Below are 25,440 nucleotides of genomic sequence, written 5' to 3' on the forward strand. Positions count from 1 at the left end.
GTTACTCGGTCGAAATCAGGATCGCCTCGACGCGGCGATTTCGTGTCCGCCCGTCGTCCGTCTGGTTCGACGCGATTGGCGCCAGATACCCGATTCCCTTCGCCTCGAGCCGGTCCGCGGCAACACCATATCGGGACACGAGACGTTCCATCACACTGATCGCGCGTTGCTCGGATATGGCGATATTCGCGGCGAGCGATCCCTCTGCATCGGTATGGCCGACAAGCGCAACGCGAGCGGATGGGTGCGCATCGAGATAGGTCGCTATCGCGGCGAGGCTGTCGTATTGCCCGTCACCGAGCGAAGCAGAGCCAGTCTCGAAGCTCAGGTCGGTCATGATGTACCGCCCGATCGTTTCCATCGCTTCGCCCAGTGAGCCTGTCGCTTCATCCGGCATCGCGGTCGGATCGGTCTTTGTCGAGGTCACGACTTCGGGCTGTGCTGCATCCGCAGGGGCGACGGAAATCACCTGCACATATGCCGAACTCGCGGACCGGCTGACGAAAATGGACGCATATTGTCCGGTGTCGCCGGGGATGCGCGCCGACAGGAACTGAAAATCCCCGAGGTCCACATGCATGTCCGGTTCGCCGATCACGTCGGTTCCGAAGCGAAAATCATACCCCCCGCAACTTGACGCGTCGCATTCGAACAGAACCTCGTATCCGTCATCGACGAGTTGCTGCCGCAGGGTGATCATGACCTGAAAGCTCGAAAGCCCGGTGCCGCCGATGCGCCATGCCCGACGCGTCACCTGCCCCTCGGCGGGTAAGGTGCGCAGCTCGTCACCATCGTGTGGCCCGATCGGGAGAGCGTAGCGGGCCTCGTTCTCGGTCTCTTCGAAGGTGGGGGTAGACCCGTCTGGCAAGGCGATTTCGGCTCCCGCCGGCATGCCGAGAACGGTAGCCGCCACGGCGCACGTCAGGAATGAAGCCGCCCGCCTGTGCACCTTAGCGGGCCTGCCCGTGGTATTCGTCGTTCGGTTGCATATCGGTCGCCGCCGCGACCCGGTTGGACATGTTGTAAAAGCCCGCGACCGAGGCGATGTCGAAGATATCCCGGTCGGAAAACCCCGCGTCGCGTAGGGCCGCCCGATCCGCCTCTTCGATCTTGGCCGGCGCTTCCGTCAGTTTTTCGGCAAACGTGAGCATGGCATGCTGCCGCGCGTCGAGCCCGGCGGCGCGGAAATTCATCACCATTGCTTCGCCCAGCTTCGGATCGCCCGACAATTGCCGGACGGCTGCTCCATGCGCGACGAGGCAATACCAGCACTTGTTCACCGACGAGACGACGACCGCGATCATTTCGCGTTCGAGTTTGCTCAGCCCGCTGTCACCCAGCATGAGGTCGTTATACATGGCCGTGAACGCGTTGAGTTTGTCGATGTCGAACGCGTAGGACCGCAACACGTTGGGGACCATCCCCAGTTTTTCCTGGCAGATATCGAAGTATTTTTGCGTGCTCTCCGGCAGCGGCTCCACCTGCGGCAGGTCGAGTGCCATGATGTTCTTGGGCATGTCAGCTTTCCTTCGCATGAACGCGATAGTGATAATGCCCCCGAAGCGTCATGCCAAGCGAGGCATAGAGCGGGTTCGCGGCGTGGTTGCCCCGCGTCACCGCAAGCGCAGTGACCGGCGCGCCGTGGTCATGCGCCCAGATCGCGGCCTGTTTGAGAAGCTGCCGTGCCACACCTCTGCGCCGTTCGCTCGGCATGACGTGCAGGGCGTGGATCATGGCGATTCCGTCATGGATCGCCACGAACGCCGCGCCCCCCGCGTAATCGGCACGACGCGCAATGATCCCGGCTTTGGGCTGCGGCGCGCGATCCATGATTGCCTGACGTTCCGGGCCGATCCCGTCGGCCTCCCATATCTCGCGAATCTTGTGCAGCGGCGGCCACATGGCATAGCCGCCCCCCATCGGGATTTTTCCATCGCCGGACAGCGTTTTGGTCGGAACGGCATAGAGGTTCGTCGTGTCACGAACGTCGTAGCCATGATGTTCCAGCATGGCATCGAGACTGTCTTCGCCATCTCTGACCATGAACTGCGGCACCTGCCCCAAGGCGCGCATGGCGGCTTCGGCGGCGGGGAGGTCGGCCTCGGTGACTGGCCAATCCTCGGTTGCGGACGACACCCGGTTTCCGCCGCCCTGACCCTCGCGGATTGTCCAGGCGCCGACCCGCGAGATCCCGGCTGCAGGCCAGGTCGCAAGCAGCGCATCCGTCAGGGCGCGGGCATCGGGGAGGGTGGGCGTCATGGGTTGGGAAACTCCTCGCACAAAGCGATCATGGCAGCATCGACGCTGGCTCCGTCTTGCCCGCGGATCACGATGTTGGTTCCGAACGCACCCTTGTCGTTGAACGGATATGATCCGATCGACACGTCTGGATAGGTCTCGGCCAGTTTGCGCAGGGGGCCTGCAACTTCGCCTTCGGGCCGGTCGATGCGCAAGGTTTGCGACAATAGGGGCGCGCCGCCCTTGATCCCCGGAAGAACGCTCGCGACCATCGCCTCGAACACCGCCGGGACGCCGGCCATGACGTGCACGTTGCGGATCGTGAAACCGGGCGCGATCGAAACAGGGTTGTCGATCAAGGTCGCGCTGTCGGGAATCCGCGCCATCCGCATCCGCCCTTCCGTGGCCTCGACCCCACGGCTTTCGAAATAATCCATCAGGAGCTTACGCGCGTCATCGCGGATGTCGATATGGTCACCGAACGCCTCGGCCACACTGTCTGCGGTGATATCGTCATGAGTCGGGCCAATCCCGCCAGAGGTGAATATGTGATCGTAGCACCCGGACAAATCGCGCACCGCCTGAACGATGGCCGCCCGGTCATCGGAGACGACCCGCGCCTCGCACAATTCGACGCCATGCTGGGTCAGTTCCTTGGCCAGGTGGTTCATGTTGGAGTCGCGGGTGCGCCCGGAGAGGATTTCATCCCCGATCACGATCATGGCGGCGGTTGGGTTGGTCATGGCGATGTTCCGTGGTTTTTCCGTGTCAGGGTAGAGCGTTTTGGAACGCTTCAAAAGAGAGTTGTTGGGCACCGAGAAAACCGACCGCGTTAACGAAGTGATTAACGTGCCCTCGGCGTAGTTCCGGAAAATTTTTTGAAAACAACGTTTTGGCCTGTGCGGGAGATTCCGGGATTCTAGAATTCTAGAATCGTGGGATATTTGGTGCCCCGTGGACAGAGATGAAGTTTCCCGCCACTTTGCCCGCATGGAATTTCTCACGCCGCTCGTTCCCGCGACCCTCTCTCGACGTTACAAACGGTTTCTCGCGGATTGCCGCCTCGCCGATGGCACCGAGATCACGGCGCATTGCGCGAATCCCGGGTCGATGATGGGGTTGGCGACACCCGGCGCTCGGGTCTGGCTCGAGCCGAATGACGACCCCAGGAAGAAGCTGAAATACGGTTGGAGGCTGATCGAGCAGGAGAGCGGGCATTTTGTCGGTGTCGACACGTCCTTGCCGAACCGGATGCTGAAACGCGCGCTCATCGACCGCGAAATTCCGCCGCTCGCGCCCTATGGCACTGTGCGTCCGGAGGTGAAATACGGCGAGGCGAGTCGGATAGATTTCCTTCTGAGAGAACCGGGGTTGCCGGACGCTTACATCGAGGTCAAATCCGTCACGCTCAGCCGCGCTCAAGGGCTGGCTGAGTTTCCCGACAGCGTGACGGCACGGGGCGCGCGACATATGGCAGAACTGTCGGCGATGGCGCGCGCCGGGCATCGTGCGGTGATCTTCTACCTCGTTCAGCGCACCGATGCCGTGCGGGTCGGAATCGCGAGGGATATCGACCCGGCCTATGCCGAAGCCGTGGATGCTGCCATCGCCGCAGGTGTCGAAGTCATCGCTTATGGGACGAAGATTGACCCGACCAGCATCTCACTTGGCACGGCGCTGCCGTTCGAGCGGGCTTAATCGGCGTCCGGCGCGTTGGGCACCACGTACCCGGGATGTTGAGTGATCGTCGTCACGCGCGTTTCGGCCTTCGGTGTTGCCGTTTCCGCCCAGCTTTCGATGAGCCCACGTTCTTCGGTTCGCAGGCGATTGCCGGTCTCGGTGTCTACGAACAGCACGTAGTCGCTTTCCCACCAACTCGCACCGCCTGCGGTTTCGACGCGGTAGCGATAGCTGTATTTCCGGGCCACGCGCCCGTCGATCTCGACCTCGCCATCGCAGGCCATATCGGCAAGGTTCGTGCGCACCACGTCGTTCATGGCGCGGCCGATTTCGATGGCGTCGCCAGATGCGGGATAGCCCATGTCCTGCCACGGGCCGTCCCAGCCCGGTCCCTGAAAATAACCGCCGTCATAGGACAACAGGAACATGCCGCCGTTTTCCGAGACGACGCGGTTCGCATTTTCCCACCGTGCGATGTTGGCTGGTGTTTCTGTCCCATCGGGCGCGATCCAGACGACGCGGTGTTCCTGTGGTGAAAGCTCGGCAGGGTCGAACAAACCGCCGATGTCGTACATCGCCCTGATTTCGTCCTCGCAAGCGGCGACGGCGGGGAGCGTCGCGCAGGTGGCGACGATCCATACGATGAGGCTCCGATACATCTGGTCATCCAATTCATGTGAAGAATGCAGTTACTCTATCCGCGAACACGGTGCAGGCAAGCCTGGGGCGCGTTGTCACCAGCGGAAATTGGGCCTATCTAGTGCCAAGACAAACAGGAGTACCTCCGTGGACCAGAAGACCCGTGTGACCCGAGAAGGCATCCGCCTTTACGCCCCCGACGATTTCGCCGGGATGCGTGCGGCCGGCAGATTGGCTGCCGATATTCTCGATCGGATCATCCCGATGGTTCAACCGGGCGTGACCACCGGCGAAATCGACGCGGCGATCGAAGATATGGTGAACGAAGCTGGCGCGACCTCGGCGACCATTGGCTACAAGGGCTACAAGCACGCGTCCTGCATTTCCATCAATCACGTCGTCTGTCACGGCATACCGTCCGACAAGAAGCTGAAGGATGGGGACATCCTGAACATCGACGTGACCGTGATCGTCGATGGCTGGTACGGCGACACCAGCCGCATGTTCGTCGCCGGAAAGCTTCCACGCAAGGCGGAGCGGCTGATCGACGTGACGCACGAGGCGCTGATGCGCGGGATCGAAACGGCGAGGCCCGGCAACACGTTCGGCGACATCGGGTTCGCGATCCAGAGTTTCGTCGAAAAGAACCGCATGGCCGTGGTGAGGGATTTCTGCGGGCACGGGCTTGGACAGGTGTTTCACGCGCCGCCGAACGTTCTGCACTACGGACGGCCAGGCACCGGTCCGGTTCTGCAGGAAGGCATGTTCTTCACCATTGAGCCGATGGTCAATCTGGGGCGGCCGGAAACCAAGGTTCTTGCCGATGACTGGACGGCGGTCACGCGGGACAAGAGCTTGTCGGCCCAGTTCGAGCATTCCATCGGAATCACCGCCGACGGCTGCGAGGTCTTCACACTGTCGCCCGCAGACAGATTCCACCCGACCTACGGCTGAAGCGGCCCCTCAGTCGAAGCTCACGGCGGCGCGATAGAGATGCCATGTTGCGTGGCCCAGGATCGGCAGCACCACGATCAACCCGATGAAGAGCGTCGCCACACCGAAGGCGAGAAGTAGGGCGACCAGCGCGCCCCATACGAGGACCGGAACGGGATTCCGAGCGGCGACCCGCAGCGAGGTCGACACTGCAACCGGCAGTCCGACCGGGCGATCGACCAGCATGGGCGCAGCGACGATCGTGGTGACGAGGGCGATCAGGGCGAAAACGAAACCCACGCCGGTGCCGACGACGAGCATTGTCCATCCAGCCTGTGTCGAGACGATTTCCGACAGGAATGCCATCAGGCCGCCCGACATCATGCCACCCATCGTCACCTCATGGATCAGGTCGGCGGCGAATATCCATGCGGTGAACAGGCCGAGGAGATAGGCGGACATTGTCAGGAGCGGTCCGAGCACCTTCGCGGACAACGCGGTGAACGCATCGGCCCAGTTGACATCTTCGCCGGCCTCCCGCCGTTTCGACATCTCATAGAGCCCGACACAGGCGACGGGGCCGAGAATGGCGAAGCCCGCGGCCATCGGCAGCAGGAGCGGCGCGAGTGCCGCGTTGAAAGCAAGACCGGCGATGAGCAGACCGATCAAGGGATAGGCGACGACCATGAACATCACATCCGTGCGCAAGGCGGCGAAGTCGTTCGCGCCAAGACGTAGCGCACGCGCGAGATCCGCAAGCCCGATGCGTTTGACGTGCGGTGCGGTGAGCGCGTGGCTCCCGATGGTTTCGATCCCTTTCTCCACGCTGCGGGCGCTCGAGCTAAGGGCGCCGATCGCGACGGTGATGGGGTTTCCGATAGTCTTGGACATAGGTTCCTCCCTTGGTCCGCAGTGATGGGGACCGAAGCGAGGCGTGGTGAGGCCGCGCCACGCGGGGCTTCGGCCATTGAAAACAGACTAACATGCGCGCCCCGTTTCCAATTTCACGTTTGCGAGAAAGCGTGCGCGGAAGAAGAACTTTTTTGACTTGCAGAGCCGTCACTCCAACCGCAGTCTGACCATCGGAAGGAGCGCCAGCGCAACGCACGCGAGGAGGCGCGCCATGAGCGAGAAAAAGTCTTATCTGGGATGGGATCTGGATTTCTCCAGACCACCCGGAGAACCGGCGTTTTGTGCGCCGGACAGCCTGACATGGTCGATCTACAAGAATCCGGTGGCGCTGGCCATCGGCGGGGTCGCCGCCGTACTCTTGGAATTCGCGGACGCGCGGATCAGATCCGGGGTTTGGAACCATTCTGTCTATCCCACGGACCCGTTGGGACGGTCGAAACGCACGGGAATCGCAGCGATGGTCGGTGTGTATGGACCCGCGAGCGCCGCCCGGCGGATCATCACTGGCGTCAACAACATGCACAGTCAGGTGGCAGGCACGACGCCTGAGGGTGAACATTATTCGGCGCAGGACACCGATCTTCTCGATTGGGTCAGCGCCACGGCACTTTTCGGGTTCCTGAACGGCTACGACCGCTTCGTGAGGCCGCTGAGCCATGTCGATAAATGCAGGTTCTATGCCGAGAACGCACCGATCGCGGCGATGTACGGGGTCAAATCGCATATCACCTCGCCGGAGGATTTCGACAGGATGCTGGACGAGATGTCCCCCCGGTTCGAGAGCCATCAGATCGTGTTCGATTTCCTCGATATCATCCGGTCCGGTCAGGCCGCGCGCGGTATTCCGAAACGGCTCTACCATGCGATAGCGAATGGTGCTGTGAGCCTGCTCCCCGGCGATGTTCGCGATGCATTGTGTCTCGGGTCGGACTTCGATCTCACCCGGCGTGAGCGTTTTGCCCTTCGCAGCGTCGGATGGATTGCCGAGCAGGTGCCGATCAGGTCATCACCCGCAGCCCGGTCTGCGGTCAGGCTGGGTCTTCCTCCGTCCTTCGCTTGGAAAAGCGAGGCGGCAAAAGCGCGGATTCTGGCCGGCAGGCCGCGTGACGATCTGATTGCTATGGCCTAGTCACAGCCCAAGGTGCGCGGCGATCTGGTCCATGGTGTCGAACACCGGGATGCCGAGAGCGACAAGTGGCGCGCGTGCGCCGCTCGCAAAGCCGATCGTGTGCATCCCGGCGGCAAGCCCGGCGCGGCACCCGGATGGGCTGTCGTCGATCACGGCGCAATCGCCCGGATCGACCCCGAGGGCTTCGGCGGCGGCAAGATAGACATCTGGCGCGGGCTTCGGCGCTTCAAGCTCTTGCCCGGAAAACAACGTCCCGTTCACCCGGCGCCAGACCCCCGGGTGCTGCGAAAGCGTGGTCTTCATCTTGCGCCGGGTACCGTTCGAACCGACCGCATAGCGGATGCCGGCGTCGTCCAGTTTGTCCAGTAACGCCTCGACACCGGCAAAGAGCGCCACATCCTGCGCCAGTCGCGCGTAGAGCGTTTCATAAAAACGATCGACCCAGTCGGGGCCGAAACCCACGCCCATCGTGCGTGCCTTTTCCGCGACTCCGGCGATGGTCCCACCGATGAAGGTCGCTTCCGCTTCCTCGCGATCCATCGGGCGACCATGTACGGAAAGCTCGTCGCACAGAAGATCGAAGGCGATCGGTTCGCTGTCGACAAGGACGCCATCGCAATCGAAGAGAACGGCTCTAGGGGACATCCGCACCACGTCTCGGTTCTTGGCCGCACAGCATCGCGTGAGCGGAGGTTGTGGACATTTCACTTCCGTCAATCATCCGCTTCCCCGGTTTCGCAAAGGGAAATGACCGTATCACCATAGCGACGCTGATCCAGAAGCGTGACGCCGATCGGAGGCGTGATCGCGGCACTGTCCTCCCAAACGATCAGAGCGCCGGGTGCGACCCAACCGCCTTCGAGCGCTGAGGTGAGGGCTTTTTCGCCCAGCCCCTTGCCATAGGGCGGATCGAGAAAAACCAGCGACGCGGGGGCGTCGGTGTTTGCTGGTAATCGGGTCGCGTTGCGTGAGATGATCTTGACGCGGGCCTCTGCGCGGCACTTTTTCACGTTTTCGCGGATCAGAGACTGCGCAACCCGTCCATCGTCGACGAAGGTCGCGTATTGCGCCCCGCGCGACAGGGCTTCGAGGCCAAGCGCCCCCGTTCCGGCGAAAAGGTCGAGCACCACGGCATCCGAAACCGGATCTCCGAACCGCCCACCCGCGAGCATTGAGAACAGGCTTTCACGCACACGATCCGTCGTAGGGCGCAGGTGCGCACCGGCATCCCCCTTGCCGACCGAGGCGAGGTTGAGCCCGCGGAAATCTCCGGCGATGATCCTCACGCTTTCAAGAGCGCCTTGAGCTCGGTGGCCGGGTCCGCAATGGCGGCCTTGTCCGGGCTTTTTCCCGCTTCGATCAGCCGTTTGCCGACCATGTAGCCGCGCGCATCGTTCATCGCATCGACGGCCAGGAGGTCGTTTCCGCGATAATACCAGAACGAGACGGCATCACCGTCGCGCCGCGTGACGATTTGGTCATATCCGGTGTTCAGCCCGGCGATCTGGAGCTTGGCGTCGTATTGATCCGACCAGAACCACGGCTTTGCGACGTAGGCCTTGTTCGCGCCCATCATGTTCTCGGCCACCAATTCAGCTTGATCGATGGCATTGCCGACGCTTTCGAGCCGGATGCGCTCGCCACGATAGGGGAACGAGGCGCAATCGCCCGCCGCGAATATCGCGGGGTCCGACGTGCACCCGTGTTCATCGGTCTTGATCCCGTTTTCGATCTCGAGACCGGCAATCTCTGCCAGCCTCGTGTCGGGCCGGATACCGACGCCAACGACGACGAAATCGACCGTAAGTTTCGAGCCGTCGGAGAGTTCGGCGCCCGAGACATGGCCATCGCCCGTCAGGGCCGCCAGCCCCACGCCTTCACGCAGGTCGACATTGTGCGCGCTGTGCAGGTCGCGGAAATAGGATGACGTTTCGGGGGCGGCGACCCGCTGCAGGATGCGTTCAGACATTTCGACGAGCGTGACGTTCATGCCTTTCTTGGCGGCAACTGCCGCGGCCTCGAGCCCGATATAACCGCCGCCGATGACGAGCACGTTGCGTCCCTCGGCAAATTCGTGCGCCATGCCATCAACATCCGCGAGCGTCCGCACGGTATAGACCCCGCCAAGATCGCCGCCGATCGCGGCCGGGAGCCGGTTTGGAACCGAGCCGGTCGTCAGGGCCAGCTGGTCGTAGTTCAGCGTTTCGCCATCCTCGAGTGTGACGGTCCTGGCCGCGGGATCCACGCTTTCCACGCGGGTCGACAGGCGAAGCGTGATGTCGTTGTCGGAATAGAAGCTCGCCGGTCGCAAGTAGAGCCGGTCAAGCGCCATTTCTCCGAGCAGATAGGCCTTGGACAGGGGAGGGCGTTGATATGGAGGTTCCGGCTCATCGCCGATCAGGGTGATCGAACCGTCGAAACCCATGTGGCGCAACTTGGCGACCAATGACGATCCGGCCTGGCCTGCACCGATGACGACAATGCTTTTCATGACGCAGCGTTCTCCCCTAACGTGTCGCTCGAGACCCTACAGTCCAGAACGGCCGAATGGCAAACGCGAACAGGAGAGTGAGATGGTTATTTCAGTTGGTGAAACGCTGCCCGATGCAACGTTGCTCAAGATGGGGGCGGAGGGGCCGACACCGGTCGCATTATCGGAGCTGACAAAGGGGCGGAAGGTCGTGATCTTCGGACTCCCGGGCGCTTATACCGGCACCTGCACGACGGCGCATGTCCCGAGCTTCATCCGGACGATGGACGCGCTTAAGGAAAAGGGCGTGGACCAGGTCATCTGCGTGTCGGTCAACGATCCCTTCGTGATGGGCGCGTGGGGTGAAAGCACGCAGGCGAGCCAGGCCGGGATCGAGATGCTGGGCGATTCAGAGTGCGGTTTCACAGAGGCCATCGGGATGCGGTTCGATGCACCGCCCGCCGGTCTCATCGCCCGGTCGAAGCGATACGCGCTGATGGCCGAAGACGGAGTGGTCAAGGTTTTGCATGCCGAGGAAAACCCCGGCGTTTGCGAAACCTCGGGCGGCGAGGCGATGGTCGACGCGCTCTGATTGTGCCTCGATGAACGGTGACGCGCCGGGGAGATCGTTGCCCCGGCGCAATTTTTTTTAAGATGCAGGCAACGATCTGCCGGGTGACGTGTTGATAACGAAAGGGACTGCGACAGCATGCCCTACCATTCGACACAAAGGACCCTGTCTATGGCCTACCGTTCCGGGCTCATCATCCTCGCACTGGCGGCGGCCGTTGCATTTGCGGCCGGGCTTTACGGATACTTCGCGCCGTTGACCGGCGTGACGGGCGTCTGGGGCCCGCTTCTGGCCGCCTTCGGCGCGTTCTGCATCGCGGTCGGCGCGCTCTGGTCGCTCGGCGCAGGTTCGGTCGCGGGGCGCGCCGCGCTCTTGCTGCTCGTGGCGCTGGCGATCGTGCTGACGCTGTTCGCCGCGATCCTGCTGCATCAGGAGGTCATGGTCGTCGCGCTCACGGTCGCTGCCATCTGTTGGTTCGTCGTCGTTGCAGCACCGAAAGGAGCGGACGCATGAGACATCTCGCCGTAACCTGTGCCGTCACGCTGGCTGCCATGCCACTCGTCGCACAGGACGCGCCCGAACCGGCCGCGCCTCAGACCGACGCGGCACCGAGAACGTCCGATGCCAGGCTGCCTGCGCCGCGCACCGATTGGACCGGTTTTCACGGTCAGTTGTCGGCGCAGAAATATTCGCCGCTCGACCAGATCAACCGCGACAATGTCTCTGAACTCGAACTCGCGTTCCGGATCGAAACCGGCGACGTCTCGGACGAGACCGGCGACAAACCGGCCTCGGTCTGGTCCGCCACACCGATCTACGCCAACGAAACCCTCTATCTCGGCACCCCGTTCTACCGTGTGCTGGCGCTTGACCCCGCTACGGGCGAGGAACGGTGGAGTTTCGACAGCCAATCGTCGCTCGAGGCGCTGACCCAGCCAGCGCTCAAAAACCGGGGCGTTTCTTATTGGGAGGCCGACCAGCCATCGGAGGGTGAGGCCTGTCAGAGGATCGTCTATCTCGGCACGATGGACGCGCAATTGTTCGCGCTCGATGCTGATACAGGCGAGCCGTGCACCGGTTTTGCCGAGGGTGGCGTGCTGGACGTGAACCAGTGGAACGACACGAACGACCGTTGGCCGCTCTCGCTTCTGCAGCCGCCTACGGTGGTGGGCGATCACGTCATCATCGGATGGGCTGGCAAGGACTGGGAATGGGCCGAAGCGCCGCCGGGGACCGTATTCTCCGTCGACGCCCGAACCGGCGAACTGGAATGGACCGTCGAGCTCTTGCCCGAAGACATACGCCAGCAGACCGGGACCGCGAATGTCTGGACAGCGATGAGCGCGGATGAGGAGCGGGGGTTGGTCTATCTTCCGGTGTCGTCGCCGTCTCCGAATTACTGGGGCGGCAATCGGCTTGACGATGTGCCCTATGCGACCTCGACGACAGCGGTCGATGTCGAGACCGGCGAGGTCGTCTGGTCCTACCAATATGTGCGACACGACGTCTGGGATTACGACACCAACGCCGCGCCGACACTGATGGACATCACCGTGGATGGCGAAGAGATCCCGGCGCTGCTTCAATCGACCAAGATGGGTCTTCTTTGGGCGCTCAACCGTGAGACCGGAGAGCCGATCTGGGAGGTGACCGAGCGCGACGTGCCGACCGACACGGAGATCGAGGGCGAGGTGCTGCGCCCGACCCAGCCGATACCGTCGAAACCTGACCCTGTCGTCGACCTCGACGAACGGCCCGAAGTCTGGTGGCTCGCTGATCTCGTGTCCTTCGGGGAATGCTCGCGCATTTTCGAGAACGCACGATATGAGGGCATTTACACGCCGCTGACGACCGAGGGCACCGGCACGATCGTCTATCCTGCCACCTTCGGAGGTCAGCAATGGGGCGGGATCGGGTTTGACCCGGAAAACCAGGTTGCGATCGTCAACTCGTCACGCGCCGTTCAGATTCTCGACATGTATCCTCGCGAAGAATACGAGGCCCAGGCCGGCGGGTCCGGCAACGAGCAGGGTTTTTATCCGCAGACCGGGGCCCCCTATGGTTTTGAACTCTACGTGCCGCTGAACTGGGCCGGGATGCCGTGCTGGGAGCCGCCTTATGGCGACATTCGCGCCATCGACATGACAACGGGCGAAACGCTCTGGTCTCGCCCGATCGGTGCGTCGCAACGCTACGGATTCTACATGCCCGAGAGCATGGGGTCGCCGACCATCGGAGGCCCTGCCGTGACGGCGGGCGGGTTGATCTTCATCGGCGCGACGATGGACCAGAAGGTGCGCGCCTACGACATCGAGACCGGCGAAGAGCTTTGGGAGGACGTGACCGAAGCCCCTGTGGTCGCGAACCCGGCGGTCTATGAACACGACGGCGTTGAATACGTGGCTTTCGTGTCCGGCGGCAACTCGATCCTGAAACCGACAGTGGGCGACATGGTTTCGGTCTATCGGCTCCCGCCGGGTTAGAGCAGGTCAGACCGCGTCGACGGCCTTGGCGAGCATGTCACGCACTTCGCGCGCCACGCCCTTGAGGTCGTCATTGTCGATTGCGCTCATCGAAGCGACCGGGTCGATGGCCGAGACCTCCACGCCGCCCGCGACTTTGCGCAGGATGACGTTGCAGGGGAGCATTGCACCCACGCGAGACTCCATACCGATTGCCTGCCAGGCCATTTTCGGGTTGCAGGCCCCCAGTATGCGATAGTCATCCATGTCCTTGTCGATCTTCTTTTTCATCGTCGCTTTGACGTCGATTTCCGTCAGGACGCCGAAGCCCGCCTCCTGCAAAGCGGCACGGGTGCGTCCATCGACGTCTTCGAAATCCGCGTCTTTGATCAGCCGGTCGATTGTGTAGCTCATGATGCTCTCCTGTTCACATTCCTTGGTGTGAATGTGGGGATCCTCATGCGCAGGGTCAATCGCTGCGTTTGAACGGGCCCATCGAGGTGAGGATTTCGATATCTTCGCCGACCATCCGCACTTCCTGCTCGACGAATTCCTCGACGGCCTGCCGAAGCCCCGGATGAGCGATCCAATGCAGCGAGTGGGTCGCGACGGGAACGTAGCCTCGCGCGATCTTGTGCTCGCCTTGTGCGCCGGCTTCGACGCGCGACAGCCCGTTCGCGATGGCGTAGTCGATGGCCTGATAGTAACACAACTCGAAGTGCAGCGCCGGGTGATGTTCGACGCAGCCCCAATACCGCCCGAACAACGCATCACGCCCGATGAAATTCAGGGCCCCTGCGATCGGCACGCCGTTCCGCAGCGCCAGGACAAGCAAGACGTCATCGCGCATGGTGTCCTGCACGTTGTCGAAAAAGGCGCGTGTCAGATAGGGAGAACCCCATTTCCGCGCGCCGGTGTCCTGGTAGAACTCCCAAAACGCATCCCAGTGCTCCGGGCGCAGCTCGTCGCCGGTGAGTTGCACGATCTCGCCGCCGAACGTCTGCGCAGTGCGGCGATCCTTTCGGATCGACTTGCGTTTGCGGGACGACAGCGTCTCGAGAAACGCGTCAAACGTCGAGAACCCTTCGTTGAACCAGTGATACTGCGTGCCGACCCGGTGGATGAGGCCCATCGCCTTGCCGGCTGCGGCCTCTTCCTCGGTGCAGAAGGTCGCATGGACCGAGGAAAGGTCGTTGTCCGCCGCGATCTGAACCGCCCCCTGCACCAGCGCGGCCATCGCGCGAGACTCTGACCCGCGTCGGGTCAAGAACCGCCGCCCGGTCACAGGCGTGAACGGCACGGCGAGTTGCAGCTTGGGGTAGTATGCCCCACCGGCGCGTTCAAAAGCGTGAGCCCAACTGTGATCGAACACATATTCGCCCTGGCTATGCGATTTCGCATAGGCCGGTGCGACACCGATCAACGTGGCTCCGTCCCAGGCCGTCAGGTATTGCGGCTGCCATCCGGTCCCCGGACCCACGGAGCCGGATCTTTCGAGCGCGTGAAGGAAACGGTAGGACGTGAACGGATCATCCGGAATATCGCGACCGAGAGGACAAGCGCATGCGTCCCAGTCGCCCGGCGATATGTCGTCGAGTGATCCAAGCAAACGTAACGTGAGAGCGGGGGAATCCATGGCTTGATGATGGGGTCGCAGCGCGTCCGGTCAAGCCGGGATCGTGGCCTCGTAACCTTCGAATGTCACGTTGTCGGCAATCTCACGCGCTTTTGTTTCTTCGTCGCGTGATCGGACCGTCCAGCACAGGATCGGAACGCCCTTCGACTTCAGGTCCCCGACACGTTCGGATCGCAGATCGCGGGCGTCATGGCTGATGAAACTGGCCCCGACCCTGTCGAAGTCCGGAATGCGGGCGAGCACGGTGCGGGTCGTCGCGTTCAGCACAGGCCAGTCTTCGGATGTGAAGGCGCAGGTCGTGAGACCGCGCGGGATATGCGGAGCTCCTTCGGCCAGCGCGCGCACCGCATGCGGGTTGAACGACATCAGCGCGACCGGACCCTCATAGCCGTCCAATGCGCGAATGACAGAGCTTTCCAAAGGGCCCACGTTCGGACCCATTGCGCCATCCTGATCCTTGATCTCGATGAGGACCGGCACCTTACCATCGACGAGCGTGAGCACCTCGGCCAGCGTCGGAATGCCTTCGTCCCGACCGATAAGCGGTATTTCTGCGAGGTCCGCGACCGACCGCATTCTGACCGGCCCCGTAACGCCAGTCAGGCGCTTGAGGTCATAGTCGTGAAACACCATTGCGACATTGTCGCGCGACAGTTGCACGTCGATCTCGATCCCGTAACCGGCCTCGATCGCTGCGGCGATTGCCGCACGGGAATTCTCGGGGCGGCCTGCCTTCACGTCGTGATAGGCGCGATGGGCGAGGGGGACGTTCAGAAACGCATCGGGGAGGGTCATCGGACCTCGAATATCCCCTCGATCTCGACCGCCGCACCGAATGGCAGCGACGCGGCCGAGACGGCCGAACGCGTATGTCGACCGGCATCGCCAAGGACGTTGACAAGAAAATCGGATGCACCGTTCACGACTTTCGGCTGATCGGTGAAGTCGGGAGTCGAATTCACGAAGCCTGTCAACTTGACCACACGACCCAGCCTGTCGATGTCGCCGTCGCAAGCTGCCTTGAGTTGTGCGAGCAGGTTGACCGCACAGACCTTCGCGGCCTCCGCTCCCGCGTCGACGTCCATATCCGCGCCGAGCTTGCCGGTGATGAGCGTGCCGTTCTCCATCGAGACCTGACCTGAGACGAACACCAGGTCACCGGTCTTGATCCATGGAACGTAATTGGCCGCAGGCGCGGGCGCGTCGGGAAGGGTGATGCCGATTTCCGCGAGGCGGGATTCGATCTGGCTCATGACGGGACTCCTTTTGCCTGCGACGCTACCGCGTTCAATCCTGACGAAAAAGCCCTGCTTTTCGATCGAAGAGATCCGGCGGCACGAACGACAGGTCAGCTCTCGCGAAACGCCTTGTTGAAGTAATCCGCAAGCGGTTTCACGAGATAGGCGAGTGGCGAGCGGTCCGCAGTGCGAAGATAGGCCTCCACGGGCATGCCCGGAATGAGCACCGTATCAGGGGGGAGCTTTTCGGCTTCGCCCTCGAGCAACTCGATTCGCGCCCTGTAAAAGCTCTGTCCGGTGGCTTCGTCCGAGAAAGCATCGGGCGATACGGTCAGAACGCGTCCCGTCAATTCGGGCGTGTTCCGGCTGTCGAGCGCGGAGAACCGCAACACGACGTCCTGGCCGGGATGTATCTCGTCGACATGAATCGTCTCGACCTGCGCTCCAATGATCAAGGGTTGATCCTGCGGCACGATATAAAGAAGCGGCTGGGCCGGCCGGATCACTTCGCGTTCGGCGAACACCTGCATCGCGTGGATCGCCCCCGAGAGCGGAGCACGGATGTCGAGGCGCCCAAGTCGCACGATGAGCGCGCGGCGCCGTTCTGCAAGTTCGAGTTCCTGGAATCCAAGGTCGCGAAGCGTGGCGATGGCCTCTTCACGTCTTTGCTGGCCAAGCTTCAGAATCTCGATCTCGGTCTCGGTCATCTTGCCTTCGTTCTGGGCAAAAAGTGCCGTGAGTTCGCCCTGGCTTCCGAGAAGCGCGGCCTTGTCACGTTCCAGCGCCAAGACCACGGAGGACTGCGTCAGGCGGCGTTCAAGAAGCGATCTCTTGTTCGCGAGTTCCCTTTCGATCAGGTCGAGTTGCTGTGACGTTGCGCTTTGCTGGGCCGAAATGCCTTCGTTCTGGCTGGCGATCTGGGCAAGACGCTTTTCGAGTTGCGAGACATTGGCGGACAGGCTTTCGCGCCGCTGTTCGAACAGCCGTTGCTGCCCGTCCATCAGGCTCTGCGCTTCGTCGGCGGTTTCCGATGCCTCCATCAACAGGTCGTCGAACACGATCGTGTTGGCTCCGTCACGTTCAGCCTCGAGCCGGCCGCGGCGGGCCATGAGCTCGAAGAGCTGGTTCTGCACGATGGTCAGTTCAGATTGGAGTTGCTCGGGATCGAGTCGAACGAGAATGTCACCGGCGTTCACGAGATCGCCTTCGCGCACCGTGATATTCTGGATCACTCCACCATCCGGGTGCTGGACGACCTGCCGGTTCTGCTCGGCCTCGATCGCGCCGGGCGCGATGATCGCACCGGCAATGTTGGTGGTTACCGACCATGTGCCGAAACCCCCGACCAGAAGGGCGATACCGATGAAGCCGACGAGAACGTGAAATTTTGCCGACCACGCTTTTGCAACGGTGTCTTCGCTATCCGCAGACGCGGCACGCCCGGTCTGGACCTTGTCGACTTCCGTCGGTTTGGGCCTCGTCAATTCGTTCGCCATCAGCTGACTCCGCCCCCCTGCCGCTGCGACGCGCTTTGTTCGATCTGCTGCGCGTTCTGCACGGTGCGGCGCAGCACTTCGTCGCGTGGTCCGAACGCCCTTGGCATGCCGTCGTCCAGCACGAGCAGTTTTTCACATTCCTGGATCGCTGATGGGCGGTGCGCCATGATGAGCACCGCCCCGCCGTTGGCCTTGACCGATCTCACCGCCGAGTTGAGCGCCTCGGTCCCTTCATTGTCGAGGTTGGCGTTCGGTTCATCGAGAACGAGGATGACCGGATCGTGATAAAGAGCACGTGCAAGGCCGATCCTCTGCAACTGTCCGCCTGACAGAAGCCCGCCTGCACCTTTGACCTTCGTATCGTATCCGTCGGGCAGACGGATGATCAGGTCATGCGCCGCAGCTTTCTTGGCCGCGGTTACCACCGCGTCATCGTCCGGAGCAAGCGACAGGCCCGCAATGTTTTCGGCAATCGTGCCATCGAACAGACGCACGCGCTGTGGCAGAAAGCCGACATAGCGTCCAAGCGTCTCCGGGTCGTATTGATCGAGCGACGCGCCATCCAGACGGATACGTCCGCCCGCGGGGTTCCAGACCCCCGTCAAAGCCCGTGCGAGCGTGGATTTCCCGGCGCCAGACGGGCCGATGACACCCATCGCTTCCCCCGGCTGGACATCGAAGCTCAGCATCCGAAGGGCTGCCATGTTGCCTCCCGGTGGCACGACCGTCAGGTTTTCGGCCGTCAGGATCGCGCGCGGGCGGGGAAGCGTGGTGCGCGTTGAGTCCTCGCCCACTTCCGCGAGCAGCATCGACAAGGTGCGCCAGCCGCGCCGCGCGGCCTGCACCAGCGGCCACTGGTTGATGAGCATATCCACAGGCGCAAGCGCACGGCCAAGAAGGATCGACGCAGCGATCATGACGCCCGGCGTCACTTCTCCCTGCAGAACGAGATACGCGCCGAGACCGAGCATCGCGGATTGCAGGAACATGCGGAACGTCTTGGACAGGGACGAGAATGCGCCCGACCTGTCCACGGAAAGGATCGAATCCGCGAGGGCCGCGTGCCGTGCCTTGTGCCAACGGCGGTAGGCCGCATCCGACATGCCGAGCGCGCGGACCATTTCCGCTTCGGAACGCAATTGCTCGGCGACGAGGTCGCTGTCCGTCGTCGCCTTGATCGCCAGCCGCGCCGGGGATGACGTGACGACCTGATTGAGGATGGTTATGCAGATCAGAACGACACCACCGACAAGCGCCAGTGCCCCGAGCCAGGGGTGGAAGATCAGGATGCCGGCCAGAAAAATCGGTGTGAACGGAAGGTCGAAGAGCGATGAGAAAACCGGTGAGGACAGGAGCCTACGCACCGACTCGAGCTCTTTGAGCCCGTTTTCGGAGCTATCCGAATTGCGATTGAGCATTGAATCGTAGCGTAAGACCGCACGGAAGACCCGCTTGTCCAGAGCGGCCTGAAATCTCGCCCCGACGCGGGCGAGAATGCGCCCGCGCGTGAAATCCAGAAACCCCATCATTCCGAACAGGAAAGCCATGAGCACGGTCAGAGCGATCAAGGTTTCGACCGATCGGGACCCGAGCACCCTGTCGTAGACCTGCAGCATGTAGAGCGGCCCGGTCAGCATCAGGATGTTCACGAAAGTGGAAAACAGTCCGACCGCCCAGAACAGGCCTCGGTTCCTGCGCATGACAGAGCGGAGTTCGTCACGGCCCTTTTGCGTCCGGTCCAGGCTCATACGCGTTCCGTTTTCCTACCCAATACTAGTCCTATAGCCGGGTGCGAGGGGCGAATCGAGCGTCCAGACCGCTAATTTCCGCGGAAAATGTTTCGAATGATGCCGATAAGGCTGTCCTCGGACGGTGCATTGCCCCGGGGCGTCTGCCGGTCGCGTCTCGGATCGAAGATCAAACGGTCCTCTCCGAAGATGCCGCCGTTCTGGTTTGGCGCTGCGACGATCTGCGGCTCGGTCTCGGGCCGGATCATGGGGAGTGGCTGCGCGGGTAGGTCGTCGTGAACCCGCACCATCGTCTCGCGCCAGATGTCGGCGGGCAAACCGCCGCCGGTAACGCCGGTCAGCGGCGAGTTGTCGTCGTAACCCATCCAGACCCCGGCAACGTAATCCGCGGTGAAACCCACGAACCACGCGTCTCGGGCCGAGCTTGTCGTGCCGGTTTTGCCCGCCGCCTCGCGCCCCGGAAGTTTCGCCCGCTGGCCGGTACCGCTCTCGATCACCTGGTTCATCATGTAGACGAGCTGTTCGTTGGCGGGCGTCTGGATCACACGTTTGCCGATGCCGCCCTCCTGCTCCATCAGAGGGGCGGTATCTCCGACGAGCGAGAGGCGGCGCAGACCGTAAGGTTCCACTGCTGATCCGCCATTGAGAATGCCTGCGAACGCCCCGGTCATCTGCAAAAGGGTCGTTTCGGATACGCCCAGTGCAAGCGCCGGCCCGGCGGCCATATCGCTTTCGATCCCGAAAAAGGAGGCGACCGTGCGCACGTTTTCGCGCCCGACTGCTTCGGAAAGCTTCACCGCCGGAATATTCAGGGAATTCTTGAGCGCGGTGGTGAGCGTGACGGGACCGTAGAATTTTCGCGTGTAGTTCTGCGGCGACCAGGGGCCGGAACCGGGGACGCTGATCGTCAGAGGCTCGTCGACAATCACATCGGAATAGGAATAGCCAAGATCCAGAGCTGCTGCATATATGAAAGGCTTGAACGCCGAGCCGGTCTGCCGCATCGCCTGCGTCGCGCGGTTGAAGCTGCCGGAACGCCCGCCAACCATTGCCCGCACGGCGCCATCCGCACTCATTACGACAATGGCCGCTTCCGCTTCGCTGTCCGGCGAGACCTTCGTCTCGAATATGTGCGCGAGGGCCTGTTCGGCATCACGTTGGATCTTGGGATCGAGCGTCGTCTGGATGATCACGTCTTCGGTCGTATCACGCGTGAGGAAATCGGGGCCGGACGCCATGACCCAGTTTGCAAACGCGGTGCCGATGGTTTCCTCGGCGTTCGTCGATAGTTTCGGCGGGGTGCGCCTTGCCGCTTCGGCCTCTTCGGCTGTCAGGAAATCCTGGTCTTCCATAAGTTTGAGCACGGTTTGTGCCCGTGCCCAGCTGCGTTCGTAATTCGCCGTGGGAGCAAACCGCGACGGAGCGGTCAGAAGACCCGCGAGGATCGCCGCCTCTCCAGGGCCAACCTCCGCTGCGGACCGGCCGAAATACTTCTGGCTCGCCGCCTCAACCCCATAGGTTCCACCGCCAAGATAGGCGCGGTTCAGGTAAATCGTGAGGATGTCGTCCTTGGAGTATTTCGACTCGAGCGCCAAGGCATAGATCGCCTCGCGCGCCTTTCGCTTGATAGAGCCTTCGCGACATTCAGCTTCATAAGCCGCCTCGCTTTCCCATCTGGACCGGTCGTAAGCCTCACCAAGGCAGGTGAGCTTCGCGACCTGCTGCGTGATCGTCGAACCGCCGTGACCCGAGAGCGGACCACGTCCTTCGGACATGTTGATACGGATCGCGCTGGCGATGCCACGCGGTGAGACACCGAAGTGCCGGTAGAACCGCTTGTCTTCGGTCGCGATGAAGGCGTTCTTCAGGTGAGGCGAAATCATCTCGGAGGTAACGAGCCCTCCGTATTGGTCGCCGCGCCAGGCATAGGAACTGCCGTAGCGGTCGAGCATGGTCACGGACCCCTGTGCCCGTCCGTCCACCAATGCCGAGATCGGCGGAATGTCGCGTGCTGTCATATAGACTGCGCCTGCGAGTCCGATACCCGCGATCACTGCGGCAGCCAATCCAAGCCGAAACACCAGTTTAAAGACGAATCCGACCGCGCGCAGCGGCAGGCCGAGGATCAGGGGTAAGCGCCGTTTTTGCCTTTTCGGCTGGGCTTTGCGTTTCGTCGTACGCCGTTTGGCCGCCGGTTTTGCCGCGGCGTTTTTCTTTGTTTTCTGGGGCTTGGAGTATCGTTTGTCCGCCACCAAAGGCGGACGCCGATTGCCGTTCTGTGCCATGGACCCGTTATCCGACCTGCTCTTTTTCCGGCAGAGTAACGACTCGGCCACCGTTTTGCGAGGGGCAAGGGTTCGACAACGGGAAATCGACCTTTCCGCAGAAGGTCAAAAAATAGGCATCGCACAAAACTTGTGCACAAAAAACCACCACAACACTCCAATCCGCGCTCTCGAACCCCCCGGTTTCCTTGTTGCACGGCGACGCATTGCGCTTGGTAGCGGTGTGATTTCGCGCAGGGGCAACCTGCATCAGAAAAAGGGGAATGACGTGAAACTGATCATTGCAGCGATCAAGCCGTTCAAGCTCGAGGAGGTCCGCGAGGCGCTGACCACCATCGGCGTGCGCGGCATGATGGTTACGGAAATCAAGGGCTTCGGCTCGCAGTCCGGCCACACAGAAATTTATCGCGGCGCCGAATACGCCGTGAACTTCGTGCCGAAAGTGAAGCTCGAGATCGTCGTGGACGATGCGCTGGCCGAACAGGTCGTCGAAACCATCGCCAAGACCGCCCAGACCGGCAAGATCGGTGACGGCAAGATCTTCACCATGGACGTGTCGGGTGCGCTGCGCGTGCGAACCGGCGAAACCGACGGGGACGCGCTTTAAGCGTCTGAGAACAGGGGAAAATCAAACCATGCAACTCAAGAAACTTCTTCCTTTCGTAGCCGCCGCGGCCTTCGTGCCCGCGATGGGCTTCGCACAGGATGCTGCTCCGACGGGTGAGGCCGCCGAGCACACAAAGTATATCCTGACCACCGTCCTCTTCCTGGTCGGCGGTTTCCTCGTGTTCTGGATGGCCGCTGGCTTCGCCATGCTTGAAGCCGGCCTCGTGCGTTCCAAGAACGTGACCATGCAGCTTACCAAGAACATCGCGCTCTTCTCGATCGCGGCGATCATGTACTGGCTCGTGGGCTTCGGCATCATGTATCCGGCCGAGTGGCTGGTCGAAGGCTGGCTCGGCCCGTTCTTCGCGGTCACAGCGCTCGAGCCCGTGGGCGTCGCACCTGCCGACACCGCGCTCGATTACGCCTCCGCCGGTTCCGACTTCTTCTTCCAGCTGATGTTCTGTGCGACGACCGCGTCCATCGTGTCCGGCACGCTCGCCGAACGCATCAAGCTGTGGCCGTTCCTGATCTTCGTTGTCGTGCTGACCGGCTTCATCTACCCGATCGAAGCATCCTGGCAGTGGGGCGGTGGTTGGCTGTCTGAAGCAGGCTTCTCCGACTTCGCCGGTTCCACGCTGGTGCACGCTGCTGGTGGCTTCGCCGCTCTCGCCGGTGCCATCGTTCTCGGCCCGCGTCTTGGGAAGTACAAGGATGGCAAAGTGATGGCGTTCCCGGGCTCGAACCTCGCCCTCGCGACGCTGGGTACGTTCATCCTGTGGCTCGGATGGTTCGGCTTCAACGGTGGTTCGCAGCTGGCCATGGGCACTGTGGGTGATGTTGCCGACGTGTCGCGCATCTTTTCGAACACCAACATGGCGGCTGCTGCCGGTGCCGTGTTCGCGCTGATCCTGACCCAGATCCTCTACAAGAAGGTCGACCTTACCATGGTGCTCAACGGTGCGCTGGCCGGTCTCGTGTCCATCACGGCCGAACCGCTCGCCCCGTCGCTCTTCGAAGCGCTCATCATCGGTGGGATCGGCGGTGTCATCGTGGTCTTCACGGTTCCGCTGCTCGACAAACTGAAGATCGACGACGTGGTGGGCGCCATCCCGGTGCACCTGATCGCCGGCTTCTGGGGCACCTTCATCGTGGCCTGGACCAACGACGGCGCCTCCTTCGGCACTCAGATCCTCGGCTTCGTGGCCATCGGTATCTTCGTCTTCGTCACGTCGATCATCGTCTGGTTCATCCTGAAGGCCATCATGGGCATCCGTGTCTCGGAAGAGGATGAGGTTCTCGGCCTCGACAAAGCCGAACTCGGCATGGAAGCCTATCCGGAATTCCTGAACTGATCTTCGGGACCATCTAAAAAAATACGGCCCCGGGCGGAAACGCCCGGGGCCTTTTCTATCCGCGAAGCCGATGTTCAAGCAGGATGGGCACCACGAGGTCTTCTTCGTCTCCGAGATGCCGGTCCAGAAACGCCTCGATCCGCACCGCGCCGTCATGAACGGCTCCGATCTCGTCCCGCGCCTGCGCCTCGTCGAGTTGAAGGAGCTTCAACGCACGGTTCGATACTCGCGTGAACCCATCCAGTGTCGCGTCCAGGGCGAGATGATCAGCTTCCAGAATGGCCAGGCCCTCGTCGAACCGCGCATCGGCTTCGGACAGTTCCGGGAAGAAGCTGAGGTCTTCAAAACGGTGATGCCCATGCAACGCCCGCACGAGGCGGTCACCATAGACCGACAGGCGCGGTGCGTAAGATGTCGCGTCGAAATCGCCGTCGAGATAATGCTCCGCGCCCGTTCTCAGAAGATAGGCCAGGTCACGAAACAACCTATGCGCCGCGATCCAGTTGCGCGTGGATCGTAAGAAGTGCGGATCACGCTCCCAACTGTCCCGCGGATGGTCTGCCAACAAAAAGCTCAACTCAGACGGAAGTGGTGTCGTGCGGGTTTCGGTGAATGGTATCATGGGGCCTCTCCTATCGACATCCAGATGGGGTCGGTGAACCGGGCCTGCATCTCTCTGTTCCCGCGCCGAAGCCCTGCGAAATCGCACAGAATCGCACAGAGACGCACAGAACTGGTCTTCATTGTTCCAAAAATACTTCAGGGGGTTCGGGGGACTGGTCCCCCGAATAGGCGACGCCGCGCCCCTTGGGGCGCGGCGTCGGTCGTGGCGCGTCAGCGCCGCGAAATCTCTTGTCAGGTCAGACGCGCGCGTCGACGATCGCGTCGGCAAGCGTGTCGACGCTATCCTTGTTCAGCCCGGCGATGTTCATGCGCGAGTCGCCGACCATGTAGATCCCGTGTTTTTCCCGCATGTGTTCGACCTGCTCCGGCGTGGCGCCGAGGCGCGAGAACATGCCGCGGTGCTCTGCGATGAAGTCGAAATTGTCGGAGTTGGTGCGCTGGCGCAGGGCGTCGGCAAGCTGCTTTCGCAGGCCAAGCATGCCGGTGCGCACCTCCTCAAGTTCCGTCTCCCACTCCGACCTCAGCTTGGGGTCGTCGAGGATCATCTGCACTACGCGCGCACCGTGATCGGGCGGGAACGAGAAATTCTGACGGTTCAGATGGGTCAGGTTGCCTTGGGTCACCTTTTGCTTCCCGGTGTCCTGCGACACGGCCATCAGAAGCCCCGTGCGCTCGCGATAGACGCCGAAGTTTTTCGAACATGACGCGGCGATCAGGGTCTCTGGCAGGGTGCTCGCAATTATCCGGGTGCCTTGCGCATCGGCTTCAAGCCCGTCACCGAAGCCCTGATAGGCGATATCGATGAGCGGAACGGCGTTTTTCTTGCCGATTAGATCGGCGACCTCTTTCCATTGTTCGATGGTCAGGTTCGCCCCGGTCGGGTTGTGGCAACAGCCGTGCAGGAGCACGACGTCACCTGCTTTGACGCCGTCCAGATCGGCCATCATGCCCGAGAAATCGACCGCGCGCGAATCGTTGTCGAAATAACGATACTCGGCCATGTTCATCTTCAGGTGCTTGATGATCGACGGATGGTTAGGCCAGGTCGGGGCAGAGAGCCAGATCGTCGCATCGGGGTTTGCCATTTTCACCAGTTCCAGCGCCTGATGAATGGCTCCTGTGCCGCCCGGTTGGGCTGCGCCTGACAACGTGTCGGCAGAGACAGCATCTCCCAAAACCAGCGAGGATAGCGCCTTCACGAAAGCCGGATCACCGCCGAGCGCGGTATAGCTCTTGGTCGTTTCGGCTTCCCACAACTGCTTTTCGGCGGATTTTACAGCGCGCATGACCGGCGTGTTGCCAGTAGGATCCTTGTAGACGCCCACACCCAGGTCGACCTTGGTTTCGCGCGGGTCCTCGCGATAGGCGACCATGAGGGCCATGATCTTGTCTTGCGGTTGTGCGTTCAGAAGTTCGAACAT

General features: G+C 61.9%; 26 protein-coding genes. 8 read left to right on the plus strand and 18 right to left on the minus strand.

Annotated features, from left to right (window positions below):
• Position 1: 1 nt before the first annotated feature.
• From KJP28_RS15760 to KJP28_RS15775, 4 genes are read right to left on the minus strand one after another with little or no spacing between them, the layout of a single operon-like run.
• Positions 2 to 913 (minus strand): OmpA family protein, encoded by a 912-nt coding sequence (locus tag KJP28_RS15760; protein ID WP_336245354.1) that lies wholly within the window; start codon positions 911 to 913, stop codon positions 2 to 4.
• A gap of 37 nt (positions 914 to 950) precedes the next feature.
• Positions 951 to 1,517, minus strand: a complete 567-nt coding sequence (locus KJP28_RS15765; RefSeq protein WP_218393592.1) for a peroxidase-related enzyme — start codon at positions 1,515 to 1,517, stop codon at positions 951 to 953.
• A gap of 1 nt (position 1,518) precedes the next feature.
• The gene (locus tag KJP28_RS15770; protein ID WP_218393593.1) at positions 1,519 to 2,259 is read right to left on the minus strand and encodes a GNAT family N-acetyltransferase; all 741 of its coding nucleotides are present in this window, start codon (positions 2,257 to 2,259) and stop codon (positions 1,519 to 1,521) included.
• Positions 2,256 to 2,981, minus strand: coding sequence for a competence/damage-inducible protein A (locus KJP28_RS15775; protein ID WP_218393594.1), 726 nt, complete (start codon positions 2,979 to 2,981; stop codon positions 2,256 to 2,258). Before KJP28_RS15775 ends, KJP28_RS15770 begins: the two co-directional genes overlap by 4 nt.
• Before the next feature lie 247 nt (positions 2,982 to 3,228).
• Between KJP28_RS15775 and sfsA the strand changes: the two genes are divergently transcribed.
• Positions 3,229 to 3,936 carry a DNA/RNA nuclease SfsA gene (gene sfsA, locus KJP28_RS15780; protein ID WP_218394021.1) on the plus strand — a complete coding sequence of 236 codons (708 nt, stop codon included), beginning with the start codon at positions 3,229 to 3,231 and terminating at the stop codon, positions 3,934 to 3,936.
• Here sfsA and KJP28_RS15785 read toward each other — a convergent pair.
• Positions 3,933 to 4,577, minus strand: a complete 645-nt coding sequence (locus tag KJP28_RS15785) for a hypothetical protein (RefSeq protein ID WP_218393595.1) — start codon at positions 4,575 to 4,577, stop codon at positions 3,933 to 3,935. The genes sfsA and KJP28_RS15785 overlap by 4 nt on opposite strands.
• 127 nt (positions 4,578 to 4,704) lie before the next feature.
• Between KJP28_RS15785 and map the strand changes: the two genes are divergently transcribed.
• A complete protein-coding gene (gene map, locus KJP28_RS15790; RefSeq protein ID WP_218393596.1) occupies positions 4,705 to 5,511 on the plus strand; it encodes a type I methionyl aminopeptidase in 807 nt (268 codons plus the stop codon).
• 9 nt (positions 5,512 to 5,520) lie between these two features.
• On the opposite strand, the gene KJP28_RS15795 is transcribed toward map, so the two are convergent.
• Entirely contained in the window at positions 5,521 to 6,381 is an 861-nt protein-coding gene (locus KJP28_RS15795; protein ID WP_218393597.1) for a DUF2189 domain-containing protein, read from the minus strand.
• A 232-nt stretch (positions 6,382 to 6,613) separates the two neighbouring features.
• Here KJP28_RS15795 and KJP28_RS15800 point away from each other — a divergent pair, with 232 nt between their 5' ends.
• Entirely contained in the window at positions 6,614 to 7,531 is a 918-nt protein-coding gene (locus KJP28_RS15800) for an oxygenase MpaB family protein (protein WP_218393598.1), read from the plus strand.
• Here KJP28_RS15800 and KJP28_RS15805 read toward each other — a convergent pair whose 3' ends face one another.
• From KJP28_RS15805 to KJP28_RS15815, 3 genes are all read right to left on the minus strand, one after another.
• A complete protein-coding gene (locus KJP28_RS15805) occupies positions 7,532 to 8,176 on the minus strand; it encodes an HAD family hydrolase (RefSeq protein ID WP_218393599.1) in 645 nt (214 codons plus the stop codon).
• 68 nt (positions 8,177 to 8,244) lie between these two features.
• Complete coding sequence (gene rsmD, locus KJP28_RS15810; protein ID WP_218393600.1) at positions 8,245 to 8,817, minus strand: 16S rRNA (guanine(966)-N(2))-methyltransferase RsmD; 573 nt, start codon at positions 8,815 to 8,817, stop codon at positions 8,245 to 8,247.
• Entirely contained in the window at positions 8,814 to 10,022 is a 1,209-nt protein-coding gene (locus KJP28_RS15815; RefSeq protein ID WP_218393601.1) for an NAD(P)/FAD-dependent oxidoreductase, read from the minus strand. Before KJP28_RS15815 ends, rsmD begins: the two co-directional genes overlap by 4 nt.
• Before the next feature lie 82 nt (positions 10,023 to 10,104).
• On the opposite strand from KJP28_RS15815, the gene KJP28_RS15820 reads away from it, so the two are divergent.
• From KJP28_RS15820 to KJP28_RS15830, 3 genes are all read left to right on the plus strand, one after another.
• Positions 10,105 to 10,593, plus strand: a complete 489-nt coding sequence (locus KJP28_RS15820; RefSeq protein WP_218393602.1) for a peroxiredoxin — start codon at positions 10,105 to 10,107, stop codon at positions 10,591 to 10,593.
• Between the two features lie 150 nt (positions 10,594 to 10,743).
• On the plus strand, positions 10,744 to 11,085 hold the full coding sequence (locus tag KJP28_RS15825) for a hypothetical protein (protein ID WP_218393603.1): 342 nt from the start codon (positions 10,744 to 10,746) through the stop codon (positions 11,083 to 11,085).
• On the plus strand, positions 11,082 to 13,055 hold the full coding sequence (locus tag KJP28_RS15830; protein WP_218393604.1) for a pyrroloquinoline quinone-dependent dehydrogenase: 1,974 nt from the start codon (positions 11,082 to 11,084) through the stop codon (positions 13,053 to 13,055). Before KJP28_RS15825 ends, KJP28_RS15830 begins: the two co-directional genes overlap by 4 nt.
• Positions 13,056 to 13,061: 6 nt before the next feature.
• Here KJP28_RS15830 and KJP28_RS15835 read toward each other — a convergent pair whose 3' ends face one another.
• From KJP28_RS15835 to KJP28_RS15865, 7 genes are all read right to left on the minus strand, one after another.
• Positions 13,062 to 13,448, minus strand: coding sequence for a DUF302 domain-containing protein (locus tag KJP28_RS15835; RefSeq protein ID WP_218393605.1), 387 nt, complete (start codon positions 13,446 to 13,448; stop codon positions 13,062 to 13,064).
• 55 nt (positions 13,449 to 13,503) lie between these two features.
• Entirely contained in the window at positions 13,504 to 14,670 is a 1,167-nt protein-coding gene (locus tag KJP28_RS15840; RefSeq protein ID WP_218393606.1) for a GNAT family N-acetyltransferase, read from the minus strand.
• A gap of 30 nt (positions 14,671 to 14,700) precedes the next feature.
• The gene (locus tag KJP28_RS15845) at positions 14,701 to 15,465 is read right to left on the minus strand and encodes a glycerophosphodiester phosphodiesterase family protein (protein WP_218393607.1); all 765 of its coding nucleotides are present in this window, start codon (positions 15,463 to 15,465) and stop codon (positions 14,701 to 14,703) included.
• Entirely contained in the window at positions 15,462 to 15,923 is a 462-nt protein-coding gene (locus KJP28_RS15850; protein ID WP_218393608.1) for a RidA family protein, read from the minus strand. The genes KJP28_RS15845 and KJP28_RS15850 overlap by 4 nt, the downstream gene beginning before the upstream one ends.
• 95 nt (positions 15,924 to 16,018) lie before the next feature.
• A complete protein-coding gene (locus tag KJP28_RS15855; protein WP_218393609.1) occupies positions 16,019 to 17,404 on the minus strand; it encodes an HlyD family type I secretion periplasmic adaptor subunit in 1,386 nt (461 codons plus the stop codon).
• Entirely contained in the window at positions 17,404 to 19,152 is a 1,749-nt protein-coding gene (locus tag KJP28_RS15860) for a type I secretion system permease/ATPase (protein WP_218393610.1), read from the minus strand. The genes KJP28_RS15855 and KJP28_RS15860 overlap by 1 nt, the downstream gene beginning before the upstream one ends.
• Before the next feature lie 71 nt (positions 19,153 to 19,223).
• Positions 19,224 to 21,437: a transglycosylase domain-containing protein gene (locus KJP28_RS15865; protein ID WP_218393611.1), complete on the minus strand. Its 2,214-nt coding sequence runs from the start codon at positions 21,435 to 21,437 to the stop codon at positions 19,224 to 19,226.
• 268 nt (positions 21,438 to 21,705) lie between these two features.
• Between KJP28_RS15865 and KJP28_RS15870 the strand changes: the two genes are divergently transcribed.
• Positions 21,706 to 22,044, plus strand: coding sequence for a P-II family nitrogen regulator (locus KJP28_RS15870; protein ID WP_218393612.1), 339 nt, complete (start codon positions 21,706 to 21,708; stop codon positions 22,042 to 22,044).
• A gap of 28 nt (positions 22,045 to 22,072) precedes the next feature.
• The gene (locus tag KJP28_RS15875; protein ID WP_218393613.1) at positions 22,073 to 23,395 is read left to right on the plus strand and encodes an ammonium transporter; all 1,323 of its coding nucleotides are present in this window, start codon (positions 22,073 to 22,075) and stop codon (positions 23,393 to 23,395) included.
• Positions 23,396 to 23,450: 55 nt separating this feature from the next.
• Here the strand turns inward: KJP28_RS15875 and KJP28_RS15880 are convergent, their stop codons facing one another.
• Together KJP28_RS15880 and KJP28_RS15885 are read right to left on the minus strand one after the other, a co-directional pair.
• Entirely contained in the window at positions 23,451 to 24,017 is a 567-nt protein-coding gene (locus tag KJP28_RS15880; RefSeq protein WP_218393614.1) for a hemerythrin domain-containing protein, read from the minus strand.
• 238 nt (positions 24,018 to 24,255) lie between these two features.
• A complete protein-coding gene (locus tag KJP28_RS15885; RefSeq protein WP_218393615.1) occupies positions 24,256 to 25,440 on the minus strand; it encodes an amino acid aminotransferase in 1,185 nt (394 codons plus the stop codon).

The sequence above is a fragment of the Maritimibacter dapengensis genome (genome assembly GCF_019218265.1).
Classification (GTDB): Bacteria; Pseudomonadota; Alphaproteobacteria; order Rhodobacterales; family Rhodobacteraceae; genus Maritimibacter; species Maritimibacter dapengensis.